The sequence below is a fragment of the Alteromonas sp. ABH4_453 genome (assembly GCF_056160665.1).
Window position 1 is genome coordinate 329,888 of the sequence record NZ_JBSWXP010000003.1, and the last position, 20,764, is coordinate 350,651.

Annotated in this window: 15 protein-coding genes and 1 tRNA gene; 12 read left to right on the forward strand and 4 right to left on the reverse strand. The window is 44.4% G+C overall.

Annotated elements, in window-relative coordinates:
* Nucleotides 1-208 precede the first annotated feature (208 nt).
* Nucleotides 209-481 (forward strand): DUF2061 domain-containing protein, encoded by a 273-nt coding sequence (locus tag ACXAGV_RS07770; protein WP_474872758.1) that lies wholly within the window; start codon nt 209-211, stop codon nt 479-481.
* 109 nt (nt 482-590) lie between these two features.
* Here the strand turns inward: ACXAGV_RS07770 and ACXAGV_RS07775 are convergent, their stop codons facing one another.
* Nucleotides 591-1,784, reverse strand: a complete 1,194-nt coding sequence (locus ACXAGV_RS07775; RefSeq protein ID WP_474872759.1) for a class I SAM-dependent rRNA methyltransferase — start codon at nt 1,782-1,784, stop codon at nt 591-593.
* A gap of 214 nt (nt 1,785-1,998) precedes the next feature.
* Between ACXAGV_RS07775 and ACXAGV_RS07780 the strand changes: the two genes are divergently transcribed.
* Nucleotides 1,999-2,976 (forward strand): NAD(P)H-quinone oxidoreductase, encoded by a 978-nt coding sequence (locus tag ACXAGV_RS07780; RefSeq protein WP_474872922.1) that lies wholly within the window; start codon nt 1,999-2,001, stop codon nt 2,974-2,976.
* 125 nt (nt 2,977-3,101) lie between these two features.
* Here ACXAGV_RS07780 and rnhA read toward each other — a convergent pair whose 3' ends face one another.
* Entirely contained in the window at nt 3,102-3,572 is a 471-nt protein-coding gene (gene rnhA / locus ACXAGV_RS07785; protein WP_014949181.1) for a ribonuclease HI, read from the reverse strand.
* Nucleotides 3,573-3,683: 111 nt separating this feature from the next.
* On the opposite strand from rnhA, the gene dnaQ reads away from it, so the two are divergent.
* The 6 genes from dnaQ to ACXAGV_RS07815 all read left to right on the forward strand — a co-directional run bounded on the left by dnaQ (nt 3,684) and on the right by ACXAGV_RS07815 (nt 10,132).
* The gene (gene dnaQ / locus ACXAGV_RS07790; RefSeq protein ID WP_474872760.1) at nt 3,684-4,403 is read left to right on the forward strand and encodes a DNA polymerase III subunit epsilon; all 720 of its coding nucleotides are present in this window, start codon (nt 3,684-3,686) and stop codon (nt 4,401-4,403) included.
* 54 nt (nt 4,404-4,457) lie between these two features.
* Nucleotides 4,458-5,963, forward strand: a complete 1,506-nt coding sequence (locus ACXAGV_RS07795; RefSeq protein WP_474872761.1) for a TIGR03503 family protein — start codon at nt 4,458-4,460, stop codon at nt 5,961-5,963.
* A gap of 216 nt (nt 5,964-6,179) precedes the next feature.
* A tRNA-Asp gene (locus ACXAGV_RS07800) sits at nt 6,180-6,256 on the forward strand.
* A gap of 311 nt (nt 6,257-6,567) precedes the next feature.
* Nucleotides 6,568-8,121: an EAL domain-containing protein gene (locus ACXAGV_RS07805; RefSeq protein ID WP_474872762.1), complete on the forward strand. Its 1,554-nt coding sequence runs from the start codon at nt 6,568-6,570 to the stop codon at nt 8,119-8,121.
* A gap of 87 nt (nt 8,122-8,208) precedes the next feature.
* On the forward strand, nt 8,209-8,919 hold the full coding sequence (lolD, locus tag ACXAGV_RS07810) for a lipoprotein-releasing ABC transporter ATP-binding protein LolD (protein ID WP_474872763.1): 711 nt from the start codon (nt 8,209-8,211) through the stop codon (nt 8,917-8,919).
* A complete protein-coding gene (locus ACXAGV_RS07815) occupies nt 8,906-10,132 on the forward strand; it encodes a lipoprotein-releasing ABC transporter permease subunit (protein WP_474872764.1) in 1,227 nt (408 codons plus the stop codon). Before lolD ends, ACXAGV_RS07815 begins: the two co-directional genes overlap by 14 nt.
* A gap of 291 nt (nt 10,133-10,423) precedes the next feature.
* On the opposite strand, the gene ACXAGV_RS07820 is transcribed toward ACXAGV_RS07815, so the two are convergent.
* Nucleotides 10,424-11,770 carry a dicarboxylate/amino acid:cation symporter gene (locus tag ACXAGV_RS07820; protein ID WP_474872765.1) on the reverse strand — a complete coding sequence of 449 codons (1,347 nt, stop codon included), beginning with the start codon at nt 11,768-11,770 and terminating at the stop codon, nt 10,424-10,426.
* 114 nt (nt 11,771-11,884) lie between these two features.
* Between ACXAGV_RS07820 and ACXAGV_RS07825 the strand changes: the two genes are divergently transcribed.
* Nucleotides 11,885-14,434: an Ig-like domain-containing protein gene (locus ACXAGV_RS07825; protein WP_474872766.1), complete on the forward strand. Its 2,550-nt coding sequence runs from the start codon at nt 11,885-11,887 to the stop codon at nt 14,432-14,434.
* A 74-nt stretch (nt 14,435-14,508) separates the two neighbouring features.
* On the opposite strand, the gene astB is transcribed toward ACXAGV_RS07825, so the two are convergent.
* Entirely contained in the window at nt 14,509-15,849 is a 1,341-nt protein-coding gene (gene astB / locus ACXAGV_RS07830) for an N-succinylarginine dihydrolase (protein WP_474872767.1), read from the reverse strand.
* A 394-nt stretch (nt 15,850-16,243) separates the two neighbouring features.
* Between astB and topA the strand changes: the two genes are divergently transcribed.
* The 3 genes from topA (at nt 16,244) to ACXAGV_RS07845 (ending at nt 20,758) form a co-directional block, all read left to right on the forward strand.
* Nucleotides 16,244-18,904 (forward strand): type I DNA topoisomerase, encoded by a 2,661-nt coding sequence (gene topA, locus ACXAGV_RS07835; RefSeq protein WP_474872768.1) that lies wholly within the window; start codon nt 16,244-16,246, stop codon nt 18,902-18,904.
* Nucleotides 18,905-19,041: 137 nt separating this feature from the next.
* Complete coding sequence (locus tag ACXAGV_RS07840) at nt 19,042-19,593, forward strand: DUF2058 domain-containing protein (protein ID WP_474872769.1); 552 nt, start codon at nt 19,042-19,044, stop codon at nt 19,591-19,593.
* 349 nt (nt 19,594-19,942) lie between these two features.
* Entirely contained in the window at nt 19,943-20,758 is an 816-nt protein-coding gene (locus ACXAGV_RS07845) for a leishmanolysin-related zinc metalloendopeptidase (protein WP_474872770.1), read from the forward strand.
* Nucleotides 20,759-20,764: the final 6 nt, after the last annotated feature.

Genomic DNA, 20,764 nt, shown 5'->3' on the forward strand with positions numbered 1-20,764 from the left:
TTTCGACATATATTCGCCGAAATTACACTGATTACCAGTCTTTATGGATGGTCTCCTGTGAATGACGGCATCGTCTCTCATCATCATTTCCATTCAGTATTCCGAATAAGCCGTTCAATTTTTTCTATTTTAATGTTTGTCTACAATTGATAATAATTCTCATTAATGCGAAAGCAAACAGAATTCAACTTTTGATAGAGCGATTATTATGAAAAAGACAATTACCTTTGCCTTTATGCACTTTTCAGTAGCCTTTACGGTAGCCTACCTACTTACGGGTAGCTTGGTAGTAGGCGGTGCGGTAGCACTAGTTGAGCCTGCAATTAATACTGTGGCGTTTTACTTCCACGAAATGGTATGGAAAAAATTAGATAGTAAAGAGGAGGCTACTGAAGGGAAAGTAAGTGAATCTTCACAGCCGCTATCGAATGGCTTTTCAAATAATAGTGACTTTTCAAACAATATAACCTTCGCTTCTTAGAATGTAAGGTTTATTGCTCGCTTTCTAAGCTATTTAAATCACCTATCGTTAATTCAATAAGTGAAATCAGCGCCCAAGTTCTTATAAGAACGAGGGCGCTTTTTCATTTCTAATCGTCGGTGACTTCGCAGACTAAACCTTTCAGGTAATAGCCTTCGGGGTAGCTACCAATAATAGGGTGGTCAGACGCTTGATTTAGCCTTGCAATGATTTTTATTGTGCGGCCAGCATCGAGCGCAGCGTCGGCGACAACCTTCTGGAATAAATCTGCAGGCATAAGACCTGAACAGCTAAAAGTCAGCAACAATCCACCAGATTTAACCGCATGGATACCGTACATATTAATGTCTTTATAGCCGCGGGCAGCACGGTTTAATGTAGCTTTGCTGTCAACAAACTTTGGTGGGTCGAGTATGACCATATCGAACTGTTTGCCCTTTTCGTGATACTCCCTTAGCGCTTTGAATACATCTTTGTTGATGAAATGCGCTTTGTCCTCACTTAGTCCATTAATTGCCACATGATGTTTAGCCAAATCTAAAGCAGGTTGAGACACATCAACGTTAGTCACTGACTTGGCACCGCCAGAAAGGGCATAACACGAGAACGTACCTGTGTAGCTAAAACAGTTGAGTACGTCGGCATCTTTCGCGTAGTGTGCAGCGGCGGCACGACTATCACGCTGGTCGAGATAAAAACCGGTTTTATGACCATGTTCTATATCAACAACAATATTAATGCCGTTTTCTTTTACTGTAACCTGCATGGGTGGCTCGCCGTGAAGCACGCCTGTTACCGGCTCTAGCCCCTCTTTTTTGCGTACATCAACGTCACTGCGCTCATAGACGTGAACATCAGGCATTAGCTTGGTGATTGCCCATACTATCTTATCTCGGTGCTTTTCACCGCCAGCGCTAAGAAGCTGCACCACGGCAACATTGTCGTACAGGTCTATAGTAATACCGGGAAGACCATCGCTTTCTGACGCTATCCAACGAAACGCATTTGTTTTAGTTGGGTCGAACAAGCGCTTACGCAGCGTTAGCGCAGTTTCTAAACGGCGTAAGAAAAAGCCGTTATCAATGCTTTCATCTTTTTTAAACGTCCACATGCGAACGCGAATTTTAGAATTTGGAGAATAAGCGCCTCTTCCTAACCAATCGCCTTCAGAGTCGAAAACATCTACCGTATCACCAACTCGAGCACGGCCTTTTAACTCAGCCACGGCGCTCTCGAAAATCCAAGGGTGTTTACGGCGAAGTGATTTATCTCTGGACGGTTGTAATATGACCTGTGCTGACATGTAGGCTCTCGTGGCAATTTAGACAATATATATTTGATGTAAGCCATTCTAGATGCTTACGGTAATGGCCGCGATTATACGCATTTTCAAAGGTTCTGTGTTGAATATTATCAATGCCCACTGTTATAAACTTAGAAGAAACCCAAACTGATTGATAGAGAAGTACGTAGACAAATTACGATTAAAATTTTAAGACTAGGATTGGATGCAAAGTATGCGCTATGTGGATTTTGAAAAAGGATGCAGCCCAAGCGAACTGACTGTTAAGGAATGTGATGGGTTATCGCTTACATCGGGAAAAGTAAAAGTAGAGGTAAAAGCATTCGGTGTAAATCGAGCAGATACGTTACAGCGTCAAGGTAGTTATCCACCACCGCCAGGGGAAAGTGAAATCCTCGGGTTAGAGGTAGCGGGCGTTGTAACAGAAGTTGCTAGTGATGTTAGTACCTTTAAAGAAGGTGATGAAGTATTTGGTTTGGTCGCAGGTGGTGGCTATGCCACTGAAGTCATTGTCAATCCTGCTCACCTAATGATTATCCCTAAGGGCATGCCATTTTTTGAAGCTGCAGGTCTTGCCGAAGTTTTCCTTACCGCATTTCAGTGTTTACGCACGATTGCTCATATTAAGCCCGCTGAACGAGCCTTGATACACGGGGGCGCAAGTGGTGTGGGGTTGGCCGCCACTCAGCTATGTCGATATTGGGGCGTGCATAGTGCTGTAACGGCTTCAAGCCAAGACAAGCTTTCCCTTTGTGAAAGCAATGGCGCAGAGTATCTTATTAACTACAAACAGCAGAAGTTTGATGACGTTCTAAAAAAAGTATGGCCTGAAGGCGTTGATATGGTGCTTGATATGGTTGGTGGCGATTATCTTAACCGAAACCTCAAAGTGCTGAAGCAAGACGGCAAAGTAGTTTACCTAGCCATGCTAGCAGGTCGGTATGCTGATAACCTTGATATGGCCTTACTTTTAGGAAAGAGAGCCTCGATTATTGGGACAACACTGAGAAATCGAAGCGACGACTATAAAGCAGACTTGATACGTGACTTCTCTAACGTATGTTTGCCCGCTTTTGAAAATGAAGAGCTGAATGTAAATATCGATACTCACTATAGTATTGATGATATCGATAAGCCTCATGCGCGATTGGAAAACAACGACACACAGGGCAAGTTGGTCATTTCTTGGTAAAAGCGCGTGGTAACAAGCTCTTGGTAAAAGCTCATGTCAAAAGCTTGTGGTAAACGTCCTCACTAAAAGCTATTGGTGAGAGCTTTTAGTAAAGACTCTCACTAAAGACGCTTTGCTAAGGTATTTTACTTTCCAACAAAGCCTTCATCTGGCTTTGTTGGGTTTGCTTCTGCAGCACCGCGGGCAAGGTCATCACAACGCTCATTTTCAGGGTGTCCTGAATGACCTTTCACCCAATGCCAGTTTATTTTGTGCTTTTTCACCGCTTCGTCTAAACGCTGCCACAAATCTGCGTTTTTAACCGGCTTTTTATCAGCAGTGCGCCAGCCGTTTTTACGCCAGTTATGGATCCACTGATTAATACCATTTTTTACATACTGACTGTCGGTAGTTAACTCAACGTTGCACGGCTCGTTTAAGCTATTGAGTGCTTCAATCGGGGCAAGCAGTTCCATACGATTATTCGTGGTGTGGGCAAAGCCATCGCTCAACTCTTTTCTATGCTGTTTGTAAATTAGTACAGCACCGTAGCCGCCCGGGCCAGGGTTACCTAGACACGAGCCGTCGGTATAAATGTGAATGGTCTTTTGAGCCACAGCGTTTCCTTTAGTTTAACTCGCTTAATTTATCTTGTGTTTTCCCTTAGCGGATTGCGAAGGGGTTGATATACTATCAAAAAATGAAAGTGTAATTATAGTAGAGGTTCCATGCGCCAAATTGTTCTCGATACTGAAACCACAGGTATTGACCCCAAAGAAGGCCACCGCATTATCGAAATAGGGTGTGTTGAAGTTGTTAACCGCCGTTTGACGGGGAATCACTTTCACGTTTACATCAACCCAGGCCGGCATATTGAACAAGAGGCAATTGAAGTTCACGGTATAACCAATGAATTTCTTGCCGACAAGCCTACATTTTCTCAAGTTGCTCAGGAATTTGTAAGTTTTATCAAAGGGGCACAACTTGTTATTCACAACGCACCATTTGACGTGGGCTTCATGGATCACGAGTTTGGAATGGAAGCCTCAACAAAAGGCGTCATCACCAGCCAGATGTGTGATGTCCTTGATACGCTGACCCTTGCTCGCCAAATGCACCCTGGGCAGAAAAACAACCTCGATGCACTGTGTAAACGCTATGGCATAGACAACAGCCACCGTACGCTTCACGGGGCTTTGCTGGATGCTGAAATTCTTGCCGACGTCTATTTATTAATGACCGGTGGGCAGACTAAGCTTAAATTGGCATCAAGTTCGGGTAATGATGCTGACTCAACCGCTGTTCGCAGGGTCAAGCGAGGCGCAAATAAATTAAAGGTTATTAAAGCTACCGCCGATGAAATAACACAGCATGAAGCTCGCTTGGACATTGTAGAAAAAGCGGGTGGCAAATGCTTATGGCGTCCTCAGCCAGAAGAGGTGTCTTAGCCAAACGCATTTAAATCGAAATAAAATAGCCAAATAGTGCAGGAGCAGCGTAGCGTGAGAGTGTGGTTTTATTGGGTAATTCTTTTATCATCGTTTATACACTTAAGCGCTGGCGCTCAGTCGCAAGAAGACGAGCGCGACGCCGCTAGGCAACTCGCAGATAGTGCGGTACAAAACCCTCAGTCAAATAATCAAAATGTTGATACCTCGCCCCTTACTGACTTAGGCGACAGCTACACAAACTCAATCAAACTTCTACAAAACCGGTTTCGTGTTGATTACAACGTTGAAGAAATCACTATGGTTTTCTTCAGAGAGTATGGCTCTGCCCCCGTAGTACTTGTAAGGCCTGATGGGTCTAAACTGTTTCAAGGGCGAGTGGACGAAGAGAAAGTAGAGTGGTTTGATGCCGACACCTTCGACATGATTACCATCAAAAACCCAGTTGCTGGGCCGTGGCAGGCCGTTGGCCAGGTGTTGCCAGAGAGCCGCGTCATGGTGATATCGAACATAGAGCTGCATGCAGACCCGTTACCTGACGTTTTATTTGCAGGTGAAATTTTAAAATCTACGGCGTATCTCACTAATAACGGCGAGTCTATTGATAACAAGCAGTTTAGAGATGTGGTCGAGCTCGATATTGAATTTAAAAGTACGAACAATCCTAATTTCGGAAATTTTGGTTCAGGCGATCAAAATATTGCTACGTTTCAAGACGACGGCCGAGGAATGGACGAACGCCCAGCAGATGGTGTCTTTACCGGGCAATTTAATTTAAAAATACCGGCGGGTGAGTGGAAGCCTGTTTTTCGCGTTATTACTCCCATGTATACCCGTGAGCAAGAAAGCCAACCGATTGTCTTACATAACAACCCTGTTTCTATTGACGTCGAAATGAATGGCGGTGGTGATGGCTATCACAAGATCATAATTGATGTTGATCGGGAGCTCGTGGATATTGATTCTTTACTTGTGGATGGAAAAGTAAAGTTCCCCAATGCAGACATGCAGAACTTTTCTTTGACTGAAGGGGGGAGTGAGCCTCGTGAGCATCTAATCGTTGCCTATGAGGAAGGCATTTTTAGAGTAAAGATTACGGCATATGGAACAACAGTGAACGGGCGAGACTTCATTTTAGATGTGCCTGAATTTAGTTTTGTTGCTGAGGGGCCTCAAGAACTTGAAGTTGAAGATCCATTAATAGATGGTAAAGACCCGATAGTTAACGGAAGTGCACCATTAGTTGCGTCACCTGAGCTGGACCCTGCCACTATGACGCAAAATAAAGAATTCTCGCAAGAGGGGCAAGAAGAAATGGATAATGGAACTTTGACCATTATCTTGATAGCGGTTAATGGGTCAATTGTACTTATCGGTGTTATTGCTGCTGCGGTTATTATTTTTATGCGCAAAAAGCGTACGTCTTCTAAACCGTCGTCTTCACCTGCAAAGCAACCTCCTGCTACGACTGATGCCGATCTTTCTTTGGAGGAAAAGCCGAAAGGTTTTAAAAAGTTACTGGGTATGTTTAAGAAAGGGAGCAAACCAGAAAATTCTTAATGCGTGTTTTGTCACAGTTTTGATTATGCGATGTTAAATTGTTCACTTTGAATTTTATTTCGACATAATGTCTATTTAACAGGCAAACAAACCGCAGATGACAATTTTATTAATAAAAAGCGTTGACTCCACATGGGGGAATACGTATTATCTGCGCCGCAGTCAGGGGACAGGGCAACAACAGCCAAGTCAACTCACTGATAACATTGAAGATGTGGAGCGGTAGTTCAGTTGGTTAGAATACCGGCCTGTCACGCCGGGGGTCGCGGGTTCGAGTCCCGTCCGCTCCGCCATTAATGATATGCTTTCTATTACACATTCCCCGTTCGGGGTTATCTCCAAATTACATCTATTTTCTTCAGTCATAATTCAAATACGACGCTAGTGTTTCGCTTGTCTTATTTCAAATGCGCCTTACCAAGATTTACATTGCTTTTATCTTTCGTTACTTAAGCACCTTGCTTTATGCAGGCTGGCATTATGCCCTCAACAGCAGTACGTCAAAAACTACCCGACAAACAGTAATATGTGACCTAAAATCGTAGTGTGTTTTTTTGAATTTGTACTACATTTAGGGCGTTAGTGCATAAAAACAATGGAAACTATGAATAAAAGCGATCAAAAACGGTATTTCCTTGCAGATAACTTAAAAGCGATTGGCGTTTCTCTATTAAGCGTAGCTTTGGTAACACTTATCCTTGCCATCGTTATGTTTGTGTTTATCAAAGAACAAGAAGAAAGCCGAGCCAAAGAAATTCTGGACAATGTTCGTCTTGTCTTCAGAGATGCTGAAATTACTCTCGATTACCTTAACGCATTGCCTTACCAGTCCTGCGAACTCGATAATTTGGCCGAAATGCGCAAAACCTTATTTCGGTCTCGCTTTGTTAAAGAGATTGGTTTTTATGAGAATAATGAACTTAAGTGTAGTACTTATCTTGGAATTCTAGAAACACCGTTTAAAGAAGCTGAGCCCGACTTTTATACGCAGATTGGCGATGCATTCTGGATAAATACACCCTTGCAACTTTTCGATAAGCAGGCTACTGGCACCATTGTACAGCGTGGGCGCTACAACGCCGTATTAGATATGGACAGTGTAATTGGCTACAGCTACACACAAGATTGGCAGCTTTTTTACAATGGCGATCAATTTTATCATATAGCAGGTAACCCTGGCTTGGTTGACACAAGACTTAGTGAGGATGAAATGAATGCGCGCACTGGCTATTTCTCATTACAATTTATATTGTGTGACGAGCGCTACAACAACACTTGCTTAAAAGTGAAATCTGATCACGGCAGAGTATTAGACTTACACTCAGGGAAAATCGTCTTATTTGTCTTTGCCATGTTGATGACCGCAGCGTTAACGCATATGTTAATGTTTAATTATTTACGCCGTCGCCGCTCTTTGGAATCTCGTGTGAGTAAAGGCCTGCAAGAACATAAGTTCTATAGCCTCTATCAGCCTTTCGTTGATTTAGATACCGGCAAAGTAATTGGTTGTGAAGTACTGAGTAGGTTTGAAGACGAATTCGGGCCTATTTATCCTGATGAGTTTATTCCTCAAGTCAAAGAGCAGGACATGACGTGGGAATTCACCGTAGATATGATAACAACAGCGATGAAAGAGCTTAACGAAAACCCGAATATTCCTGAAGGGTTCAAAGTGTCGTTTAACCTTTTCCCTTTTGATTTTACAAGAGAAGATTGTTTAGACTTAGATTTTGTTCTTGAGATGAACGTCAAAAACTTTAAGTTGGTTTTGGAAATTACTGAGGACGAACAGATAGCTACTCATAGTGCCGTTAAACATATCAAGTCTCTCAAAAGCAAAGGCTTCTTATTTGCTATTGATGACTTTGGTGTTGGTTACTCCAACTTAAGTCAGCTTAAAACATTGAACTGTGACTATCTTAAAATTGACCGAAGTTTCGTAATGGATATGGAAGATAACAGTATTCGTTCGTCACTTATTCCACATATTGTCAGCATCGCCGAGGGGTTAAACGTCGACCTGATTGCAGAAGGCGTCGAAAATACCGAACAGTGTAATGAACTGAAGGGCTTGACTATCGGGTTTGGCCAAGGGTGGTTGTTTGGCAAGCCTCAGTCTGCCGATGCGCTAGCTAAAAGCGTCCAAGACACACAATAACACGTTTTAGCGCTGTTATTTTTCAGTTGGTGTTGGTAGTGTTTAGCGCTACCATTCACCGTCTGGAAAATTAAGAAGAACAGTCGCATGCAGGACGTGCTAATTTGCCGCAATATTAACAAAACCTATCAAGATGGCAGTAATGCCACCCCCGTATTACACGATGTTTCTCTTTCAATAAAAACTGGCGAACATGTTGCCATTTTAGGAAGCTCTGGTTCGGGGAAAAGTACGTTATTACATATACTTGGGGGATTAGATAAGCCTTCTAATGGCGAAGTTGAATTCAATGGTAAAGCATTGGGTAAATTAAGTGGTAATGCGCTGGCGAAACTTCGCAATGATGAGATGGGTTTCATTTATCAGTTCCACCATTTGCTTGGTGAATTCACTGCGCTAGAAAACGTAGCCATGCCGCTGAGAATAAGAGGATTGCCGACAAAAGCAGCACACAGTAAAGCTAAGGTTATGTTAGACGAAGTTGGACTTTCTCATCGCGCCGATCACTTACCCTCGACGATGTCGGGAGGCGAGAGGCAGCGTGTGGCAATAGCACGGGCATTAGTTACCGAACCCTCTGTTGTGCTTGCAGATGAGCCTACTGGGAATTTGGATGATTCTACGGGTGAGCAAATTTATAAGCTTTTGACAAGTTTAAGCGAGAAAAAGGGCACTGCTTTTGTGGTGGTGACTCACGATATTGCTCTTGCTGGAAAAATGGATAGGGTGTTGAAAATTAAAGATGGCCGGTTAGTTAGTGAAGCTTTGTCAAAGGAGGAGCAAAATGCTCGCCCTTGAACTGGCTAAAAGATTTAGGAAGACACGTTCAGAACAGCGCTTCATTTCCTTCATCTCTATGTCTTCCACCATAGGTATAGGGTTAGGCTGTTTCGTTCTTATTGTTTTGCTAAGCGTTATGAACGGTTTTGAAAAAGAACTGACGAGTCGTATTTTGAGCGTAGTCCCACACGGAGAGATATACAGCAAAAGCGAGAGTGGAATCGAGAATTTAGATGCGCAGCTTTACCGGTTCTCCCAAGATAGCAGAATCGCATCAGTGACGCCCTACACAAATTTAACGGGTATGCTGCAGTCGAAAGGTGAGTTAAAAGCCATTAGCGTGACAGGTATACCGGTAACGCAAGTTGCCGATAAATATGCCGAAAGGGTGACGAATAAGGATTGGGAACGGTTTTCAGCACAAGAAAATGGCCTCATTGTAGGTAAGGGCATAATGTCATCGATGGGCCTAGTTGTTGGGGACACAGTGCAAATATTGATTCCTCAGACTACCCTAGATTTGACCTTTAAAGCGCCTCGCTCCATTACGTTAACTATCGCAGGTATGCTGTCTGTTGGTGGAGAGTTAGACAACCAGCTTGGGCTAATGCATTTAGCAACGGCATCGGACTCTATCGGTATTACATCTAAAGCCCAGGGTATTCAGTTTACTCTTAATGACCCGTTTTCTGCCTACGATACTATGCGAGATATTGGTTATAGTTACCCCCAAGCCGTTTATATGTCTGATTGGACACGTACCCAAGGGCATCTATATAACGACATTCAGCTTGTTAGGGCTGTGGTCTATATAGCGCTTATTCTCGTTATATCCGTAGCTTGTTTTAACATAGTGTCGTCATTAGTTATGGCTGTCAGAGACAAACAGGCCGCTATTGCGATATTGAAAACAATGGGAGCCTCTGACCGCTTAATACGCAGAACTTTTGTATTGCAGGGGGCCATTAACGGGCTCATTGGCATTGTAGTTGGCGTAACGCTTGCCGTACTCGTCGCACCAAATCTTTCGGATATTGTTCGTTTTATCGAATTAGCCTTAGGCGTAGAGATACTCTCCGGAGATATATACTTTATTGACTTTCTACCTTCAAGCTTACATTGGCAAGATGTTGTGATAACAGTTTTGGTCGCCATGTTTTTGAGTATTGGCGCAACTTTATATCCGGCGCAAAAAGCAGCAAAAGTGTCGCCGTCTTCAGCGCTTCACTAGCGAGTAACATAGCCAATGACTTAGCCAATGACATAGCCAATAACGCACCAACTTGTTAAACCCTACGTTAGTTTGTCTAGGCTTTGCTGTTTGGCCATATAGAAAACTGACGGTTTCTCTGGCAGAAAGGCGGTATCGAACTAATGCGGGTGATGGCTGTAGCTAAACTCATGCAGTACAGCAGCAAAAAAAGGCCAGCGAATAATGCTGGCCTTGTTTTACGGTTAGTTTGTACGCTGCTGCAACACTGGCTTTGTGTGAGCATTACACCCAACTGGTGCTATGTATGGGCTATTTGTTCCTTTCGAAATGTTCGAAATCAACATCTTCTTGTTTTAACCCTGCTTTAGGGTCGTTGTAGACACTTTCATCTAATGCGCCTTCGCTCTTCGCAACGACGCAAGACACCATACAGTCACCCGTAATGTTTACTGCCGTACGTGTCATATCCAATAGCCTATCTACGCCGATAATAAGCGCTATACCTTCAACGGGTAAATTCACTTGCTGCAACACCATTGCAAGCATAATAAGGCCAACACCAGGTACACCAGCGGTTCCGATAGAAGCAAGAGTGGCGGTAAGTACTACCATCATATAGTCACTTAGACTTAAATCGACAGCGTAAACCTGGGCGATGAATACCGTCGCAACGCCTTGCATGATGGCGGTACCGTCCATGTTAATTGTTGCGCCCAAAGGCAGCGTGAATGAAGAAACTGAATTACCAACACCTAATTTGTTTTTAGCGGTTTCCATAGTAACAGGCAGAGTAGCGCTGCTGCTCGACGTACTAAAAGCAAAAAGTGCAGCGTCGCGCATTTTCTTCATCAATATAATGGGGTTCAGCCCTGCCAAGGCTTTTAGCAGAACAGAGTAGGTTACGAGGCCGTGAAGAATTAACACGCCAAATACTAAGAAGAAATACTTCGCCAAACTTAATATAGTTTCGCCGCCTATTGTTGAAAATAGCTTCGCCATCAACACGTACACGCCGTAAGGCGCTAGGTTCATGATGATTGTCACCAAACGCATGATTACCGTATTGATGTCTTCAAAAATAGCGGTAAGGCGCTTGCCAGCATCACCCGTCATTGCCATTGCTATACCGAACAGTACTGCAAAAACGATGATTTGAAGCATATTGCCCTGTGCCATCGAGTTTATTGGGTTACTAGGAAACATATTGACAATAACGTCTGAAAGGCTAGGAGCCTCTTTCGCTTGGAACGTGGTTTCAGTAGTAAGATTGAGTCCGTCACCAGGAGAAACGACTAAAGCTATACTCATGGCTAGTGTTATGGCGATTGCGGTTGTGACAACATAGAGTCCGACTGACTTAGCGCCAAGTCTTCCTAGCTTGCTTGGATCTGATAAAGTACTAGTGCCACAAATAAGGGATACGAAGACAAGGGGAACCACCAGCATTTTTAAGCTAGCGATAAATATTTGTCCGAGAGTAGAAAATATACCTTCGACAAGAATGTTATACGTTGAGAGCTCTAAACCGAATATCGAAAAAGTAAAATCTCCGCTATCATCAAACAATAATTGGAGAAAGACACCAGTCAAGATACCGGCAGCCATGCCGATAAATATGCGAGCGGTTAAACTATATTTATGTGCAGATGAAGACATTAATGTTTCCTGTGCATTTTTATATTTTTAATCTTTCGTAGTGTGCCAGATTCAGTTGATTTTTAAACATAAAAAACGACGCAATTGTCAATAAAAGAGGTTCAGGAACGAATTATGTCGACATTAGCGAGAGTGCTAAGCTTAATTAGCGCAATATTTATGCTAACAGCATGTGGTGGGGGCGGCTCTTCAGTCTCTCGGGATAACACGGATAATGGAAGCGGAGACGGCGGTACAACCACGCCTACCTATTCAATTGCCTTATCGTTAGAAAATGAAAGTGGCGCAAGCGACAACAACTTATCAGAAAACAACAGCCTGTTTGCGGTAGCGACTGTGACAGATGAAGACGGGAATCCGCACTCAGATGCTCTGCTAACTTTTACCCTGAGTAACGAGGAACTTGCCGAGTTTGGAAATGATACCGGCACTGCAAGAACTAACTCAAGCGGTGTCGCCAGAATTCGTTTAGATGCAAGCACGGCTTCGGGTGATGGTGAAATTACCGCAGCGCTAGGCAGTGGCGAAACAGGAACGACAACGTTTTCTGCGACCGCAGTTACCGGCACAGACCCTTCTACAATTAGCGTTTCTCTCTCGTTGCAAAATGATAGCGGCGAGGCTGATAACAACCTTTCATCGAGCAATGCGTTGACGGCAGTTGCAACGGTAACAAATTCACTGGGTGAACCTCAGGCAGATCTGTTGCTTACCTTTTCACTAAGTAACGATGAGCTGGCTACCTTTTCAAATGACACAGCGACTGCACTTACTAACGCAGAAGGTATTGCAACAATAGGTATGTCGGTAGGAAGCGCGTCTGGTGACGGCGAAGTAACGGCTACTTTACCTACTGGTGAAACAGACTCGACGACTTTTAGTTCTGAAGGCAGTACAACGGTAAGTGAAAACCCGGCATCTCTGGAGCTTTTCGCTGACAGTATTCAGCTGGCTTCAAGCGGTAGTGATGAAGTCGAACTCATTGCACTAGTTAAAAATGAGCAAAGCGTGTTGATGGAAGGGGTTGAGGTAAGCTTCTCGGCAGCGACAGGCGATGGCGTTGAGCTTCAGCTCACGCAACCCGTTACCCTTTCAGATGGTACCGCCCGTGCAATACTGACGTCGCAAAACGATAAATCAAACCGTACGATTACTATTACAGCCGGCGCGGGCAGCCTTACTGAGTCGGTTAATATTACAATTGCCGGAACAGAAGTAACTATCAACGGCGCGTCTTCAGTCATTTTAAATGACACTGTTGATTATACTATCCGCCTTCAAGACTCAGATGGCGAGTCTATAAAAAATGAAGATGTTGCCTTAAGTGCCACAAACGGCACCCTTAGCAGCGCCACGGTTAATACCGGGGCTAACGGACAAGCTACTGTGTCATATACAGCATCTGCCTCTGGAGAAAATACCATTACTGCATCAGCACTTAATGCTGAAACAAGCTTTACGGTGCAGGTACAGCAGGATGAATTTAACTTCGTTAACTTACCAACAGAAGAAGTGCCGTTAGGGCAAACACAGACTATCACCGTGCAATGGCGTCAAAACAACACGCCAGTAGTAGGCCAAGAGGTGACCTTTAGCGCATCACGAGGCGTAATTGACGGCAACTCTTCAGTACAAACCGATTCAGAAGGACAAGCAAGTATTGATATTAGCGCCAACAATGCTGGCATCTCTTCAATCACCGCAACGGCAAGCGATGGAAGCGGTAACGTGTTGGTTTCAGCACTCACTCAAATTGAGTTCATAGCTACTACACCGCACACGCTTATTGCTGATGCATCGCCTGATATTTTAGGCCCTGATGGACAAACCAGCACGATTAGCGCGGTGGTTCGCGATGTAGATGGTAATTTGGTAAAAAACAGTGTGGTTAACTTTACTGTCTCTGACGTGTCTACCGGATTCGTATCGCCCTCTCAAGCAACTACCGACAGTAAGGGAATAGCTACAACAGTCTTTACGTCAGGCTCGGTTTCAACCCTAGAGTCTGTAGTTGTTACTGCCTTTGTTGCTGAAGATTCAGCGATCGATGATCAAGTTACCTTGACCGTAGGTGCTCGTGCATTCGATATCTCTTTGGGAACGGGTAATGAGCTCGAAGAACCTACATCTACATCATACTTAAAGCGCTTCAGTGTATTTGTCTCAGACTCTGCTGGGCAGCCAGTCAGAGGTGTGAGTTTAACTGCATCGGTCGCGCCGGCAAAATATGTGGATAATGGTGAATATCGCACAGGGTTCTGGGTATATGATGATGATGAATCACAATGGATAGCCATAGTTAACCAGAATTGTCTCACGGAAGATATCAACGATAACGGCATCTTGGATACAACTCCAACCAATGAAGACACTAACGGCGACGAGATGCTCACGCCTGGATTAGTGGGAACTATAACCTTTGCTAACGGCAACGCTGAAACAGATGAAAATGGCTATGCAGAATTGGAGTACCGTTATCCGAGCAGTTATGCGGTTTGGTATGATGCTGTTATTTCCGTTTTCGGCCAGTCTACCGGTAGTGAAGCACAGGCTTCGATGAATTATACATTAAGTATATCGGCTGAAGATGTGACCGATGAAGGCGCATCACCGCCGGCTAACCCGTTTGGTGTGACCGACCAGTGTACCTTGGTTACGCCGTAACGTTACGTACCATTTAAAGCATTAAAAAGCCGGCTAATAGCCGGCTTTCTTTTTGGTTTTTAACTGTTTAGATATTACGCCTGCTGGAACGGATAAACCGAACCAATCTTCAGAATTTGCGTAAGCTCATCTAGAGCAGTGCGCGACTCAATCAGTAGCTGAGGATCGCGAAGGTCATCTTCACTAAGCTCATCGCGATAGTGCTTGTCGACCCAGGTATTTAAGCGAGCAAACTGGGTATCGTTGATTAACGTATTTTGATTAACCGCGGAAAGTTCTTGGTCATTCATTGCAACGCGCAAACGCAAACACGCCGGGCCGCCGCCATTGCGCATACTTTGTTTAACATCGAAATAGTTAACCGACTTAATTGGCGTACCTAGTGTAACTAGCTTGTCTAAATAACGCTTAACGGCTTCGTTTTCCTGACATTCAGTTGGCGCTATTATGGTCATATCGCCACCTGGAAGCGTTATAATTTGCGTATTGAACAAGTAGGTTTTTACTGCGTCTTGAACAGAAACTTCAGCAGTAGGTACTTCAATGAAGTGAAGTGGCTGGCTGCCAAATTTTGCCTGAAGCTCTTTGAAGCCCGCTTCTTTTTGATAAAACGCCTGCTCATGGAAAAACAACACGTTTTGGTTACCTACGGCAATCACATCGTTGTGAAACACACCTTGGTCGATAACATTAGGATTTTGCTGCATGTAAACTACGCCATCGTCGTCTAGACCGTGTAAGCGAGCGACTGCTTGGCATGCTTCTAATGTTTGGCGAGCCGGGTATTTTGTCGGTGCAGGTTTGCTGGTATCAAATGCGTGACGACCATAAACAAACAACTCAACGCCAGCCTGCCCATAATTGCTGCATAGGCGTGTATGGTTGGCTGCACCTTCGTCACCAAAATGCTCGTTATCTGGCAGGTGCTGATGGTGGGCAAAATGTTTTTCATTGGCGAATGTGCCGCGCAAAATATTGCCTGTAACCTGAGGCTCTAGTGAGCGATGAAACTTGTTCGTTAAGTTTGCAGGGGTAAAGTGAACGCGACCATCGGCAGTATCGGCACTAGGAGACACAGTGGCGGCGTTTGCAGTCCACATGCTACTAGCAGAGCAACATGCCAAGAAAATCTCGCGAGACTGCTTTGCAGCGCTTTCTAGCACGCGGGCATCAGAACCGGTAAAGCCTAATCGACGAAGTGCCGCAATATCAGGGCGTTCTTGCGGAGCTAATACACCTTGAACCATTCCCATATCGGCCAACGCTTTTGCTTTTGCAAGACCCTGCTTTGCAGCCTGCTTAGGGCTGCTTTTGGCATTCGCATTGTTTAGGGAAGCGACATTGCCAAACGATAAGCCGGCATAGTTGTGGGTAGGGCCAACAAGACCATCAAAGTTAACTTCAAACTGCTTCATACTTTCCCTCATTCTTGTAGTTTTTGCTGTTGACCCCATATGCTACATTCTTAAAGATACTGCGAATAAGTTCATAGCAACGGTAACGCTTTCGCTTTTCTCAGAGTCAAACACGGCACGTCTTTAAACCTGAGTGCGTTGTAAGGTCAGGTTGGAATGGCTGGCATTATACGGCTTTTAAGACCGATGCCAATCGCACTGCTCATTTAATGTGCAGTTTTTGTGCGCGTTTAGAGCGGTGGGAAGAATAAGTATGAAGAAGATCTTGTTTTCCATTCACTTTGTAGATATATGTTAAAAAAGAGCGAGTACCCTATATATAGTGTCGGGCTGCTCCAGTTTTCAGAAATTGACGTAAATAGTCATTAAAAATCAATAGGTTTAGTTCAATTATATGGCAAAATCACTGGTCATAGTCGAGTCACCAGCCAAAGCAAAAACGATAAATAAATATCTTGGCAAAGATTTTATCGTAAAAAGTTCGGTTGGCCATGTTCGAGATCTTCCGACGAAGGCGTTAGGCAAAGTAGAGCCTAAAAAACCGGCTAAAGAACTCAAAACTTTAGGCGAAGAAGAGCGTCAAGAATATCTTCGTCGTCACGAATACTTAAAACTTGTAGACAGAATGGGCGTTGATCCAGAGAAAGACTGGAAGGCTCACTATCAGGTGCTGCAGGGTAAAGAAAAGGTAGTCAACGAACTTAAAAAGCTCGCAAAAGACGCTGACACTATCTATCTCGCAACGGATTTGGACCGCGAGGGAGAAGCGATTGCGTGGCATTTACAAGAGCTGCTAGGCAAAAAAGATAAGATATATCAGCGGGTAGTGTTCAACGAAATTACTAAAAATGCGATTCAAGAAGCATTTTCAGACCCGGGCGAGCTAAATATATCGCGTGTCAATGCGCAGCAAGCACGCCGATTCCTAGACCGCGTTGTGGGCTTTATGGTGTCGCCATTGCTGTGGAAAAAGATTGCGCGCGGCCTTTCAGCTGGGCGTGTTCAATCGGTAGCGGTTAGGCTTGTTGTCGAGCGAGAGCGCGAAATAAAAGCCTTCGTCCCAGAAGAGTTCTGGGATGTACATGCAGACTTGACCAGTCAACAAAAAGCAGCGCTTCGTATGTTGGTTGCCAAGCATCAAGGTAATGCATTTAAGCCTAAAAACAAAGCTGAAACAGACAAAGCACTTGCTGAATTAGAAAGGGCTAGCTACACGGTAGAAAGCCGCGAGTCGAAGCCAACGCAAAGTCGTCCTTCTGCGCCATTTATTACCTCTACGCTGCAACAAGCAGCGAGCACACGTTTGGGCTTCGGTGTTAAGAAAACCATGATGATGGCTCAGCGCCTTTATGAGGCGGGTTACATCACCTATATGCGTACTGATTCGACCAATTTGAGTCAAGAGGCAGTAGATAGCGCGCGAGCTTATATCTCAGATAATTTTGGTGATAAGTATTTACCAGATTCGCCTAACCGCTATGGAAGTAAAGAGGGTGCGCAGGAAGCGCACGAAGCGATTCGACCTTCAAATGTGAGCATTAGTGCTGCAAGTCTAGGTGATATGGAGCGCGATGCACAGCGTCTATATGAGCTTATTTGGCGCCAGTTTTTAGCGTGTCAAATGACGCCGGCAAAGTACGATGCAACTACCATCAAAGTAGCGGCAGGGGACTACGAACTTACAGCAAAAGGCCGAGTACTTAAGTTTGACGGTTGGACGCGCGTGCAGCCTCAGCTTCGCAAAAAAGGCGAAGAAGAGCTTATGTTGCCCGATGTTCAAAAAGGTGATGTGCTTGACTTAAAAGCGCTTGATCCTAAGCAACACTTCACTAAGCCAATAGCGCGATTTAACGAAGCGTCTTTGGTGAAAGAGCTTGAAAAACGCGGCATTGGTCGTCCTTCTACGTATGCTAGTATCATTTCAACCATACAAGACCGCGGCTATGTGCGTTTGGAAAATAAACGTTTCTACGCCGAGAAAATGGGAGAGATAGTCAACGATCGTCTGATGGAAAACTTCGACGATTTAATGAGCTACGATTTCACGGCAAACATGGAACAGCATCTTGATGATATTGCTGAAGGCAATAAAGATTGGAAAGATGTTCTTAATGAATTCTACAGCGGCTTCTATGGGAAACTGCTGAACGCCGAAAAAGATCCTGAAGAGGGCGGTATGCGCCTAAATCAGGCAATACCTACGGATATTGCATGCGACAAATGCGGCCGCGAAATGAATGTGAGAACGGCTTCAACCGGCGTATTTTTGGGCTGTTCAGGTTATAACTTACCGCCTAAAGAGCGTTGCACCAACACCATGAACCTAACGCCTGGTGATGAAGTGGTGAAGGTAGATGACGAGGAAGAGCTTGAAACAGAAGCGCTTCGCTCTAAAAAGCGTTGCCCTAAATGTGGCACTGCTATGGACAGTTATTTGGTAGACGAGACCCGTAAGCTTCACGTTTGTGGTAACAACCCCACCTGTGATGGCATCTTGGTTGAGACGGGAACATTTAAAATTAAAGGCTACGACGGCCCCATTATCGAATGCGATAAATGCGGCAGTGATATGGAGCTTAAGAACGGTCGGTTTGGTAAATACTTCGGCTGTACTAACGAAGAATGTAAGAATACCCGTAAGCTGCTAAGAAACGGGGAAGCTGCGCCACCTAAAGAAGATCCGGTCGATTTACCTGAGCTTCCGTGTGAAAAGTCTGACGCTCACTTTATGCTACGCGATGGGGCGTCGGGCATTTTCTTGGCAGCGCATAACTTCCCTAAGTCACGCGAGACTCGTGCGCCGAAAGTGGAAGAACTTGCCCGCTTTAGAGATAGAATATCGCCGAAATTCTATTATCTTGCTGATGCGCCAAAAACAGACCCTGATGGTAACCCTGCAATAGTTCGCTACAGCAGAAAGACCAAACAGCAGTATGTGATGTCCGAAAACGAAAACGGAAAAGCCACCGGGTGGTCGGCGTGGCACGACAACGGCAAGTGGCAGGAGCAGGCAGCGAAAAAGCCGGCGGCTAAGTCAAAAGCCAAGAAAAAGTAATTCAAAGTTAATATAATACTTTAAAGACTAAGCAATAAGCCCGGATTTATTCGGGCTTATTACGTCATAAGATGTCTTTTAGCGTCTTGCTGCACGCACAATGCAAGGCTCGTTAATAAATCAATAGAGAGTGAGTTATGGCCTCTTTACAAGATCAACTTCTAAAAGCCGGATTGGCTGATAAAGCGTCTGCAAAGCAAGCGCGAGCGGATAAACGCAAAAAACAAAAGCAAAAAAACAAGCAAAGTCAACCTGTTGTAGATGAGGCGACGATTGCAGCTCAAAAAGCCGCAGAAGAGAAAAAAGCGCGTTCACGAGAGCTAAATCAACTTCAACAGCAAGAAAGGGAGAAGCGCTCGATAGCCGCACAGGTCAGGCAACTTATTACAGTAAACAAACAACCGCGTAACGGCGAAACGCTTCTCAACTTTACTCACGACAATGTCGTTAAACGGATGTACGTAAGCGAAGAAATGCACAGGCAGGTCACAAAGGGTCGTTTGACCGTGGTATTGCTAGACGATGCTTACGAGCTGGTTCCTACGCCGGTTGCTGACAAGATTGCTCAGCGTGATGAAGCTTCAATAATCTATCGTGCTGATTTGGACAAGAGTGGTAATGACGGTAAAGACGAAGCAGAAGACGACTGGTATGCCGATTATGAAATCCCAGATGATTTGACCTGGTAGCCGGTTTGTTCTCACCACCTTTTGGCGTGGAATTAGGTGGTGAGTAAATTTTCTTAGTCTTTATTTTACTTGCTCATCATCATACACACTGCCGCAAACACTATTTCTGCTTATACCTTTATATTGCAACTGGCTTAACTGCCTTTTTAAACCCCATTTTTTGCTGTAACAGATTGCATTTGGCAAGCGTTGTTAAAAAATTTTCTTTAGAATTTATTTGCTTAGCCGTTACATAGTTAAACTTAAAAGATCATCTAACCTCGACTCTCTCGACTATAGTTTTAAAAGCGCACAAGCATTGCTGGTTATCTTTTTTGCAGTGGAAGTTTTTTAATTCAGGAGTGAAGCTATGAAAGGTTTACCGAAGCTGGTTTTAGGTGTCGCAGTAACACTGTGTATGTCACTACCTGTAAGTGCTGGGCTATTCAACATTTCTATTACTAATCTTGGAGGGTTAACACCCTCACAATCTAGTGCATTTGACGACGCAATAGCCTATTGGGAATCATACTTAATAGGCGTTCAAAGCTCTTTTGACCATAGTATTATTATAGAGGCGAGTGGAGTACCGATTGATGGTACGGGCGGGGTACTAGGTAGTGCCGGCCCGTCGAGTATTACTCAGTTTTCCGATAGTACTTATGTTTATGCTAATAAAGGTCGCATGCGGTTTGATACGGCAGATCTAATTAACATGGAAAATAACGGCACACTTTTCGATGTTATCGTGCACGAAATGGCTCATGTTATTGGGTTTGGCACTTTGTGGACGACTGATTTTTTTATCGCGGGGAGCCAGTCTAATTACGTCAATGGCACAGGGCGCTACACTGGAGAATACGCTTTGGAAATCTACCGCCGTGAGTTTGTCGAAGACGCCACCTTTATTCCTGTTGAACTTGGCGGTGGCGCAGGTACTGCCAACAGTCATTGGGACGAGCTGTGGCCCGGTGGTTCTTCTGACTTAATGACAGGGTATCTCGGGCCCTATCCAATTACACTAAGTGATACCACTGTAGCTTCGTTTGCTGATATTGGCTATTTAACTACTGTTACCCATTCGGTGAGTGAAGCCGCAACAGTATGGCTGTTTCTACTTTCATTCTACTTAATATTCAGAAAAAAGCCTCTACGAAGTAGTGCGCGCCTTCTGCAATCTGTGTAACCTAAC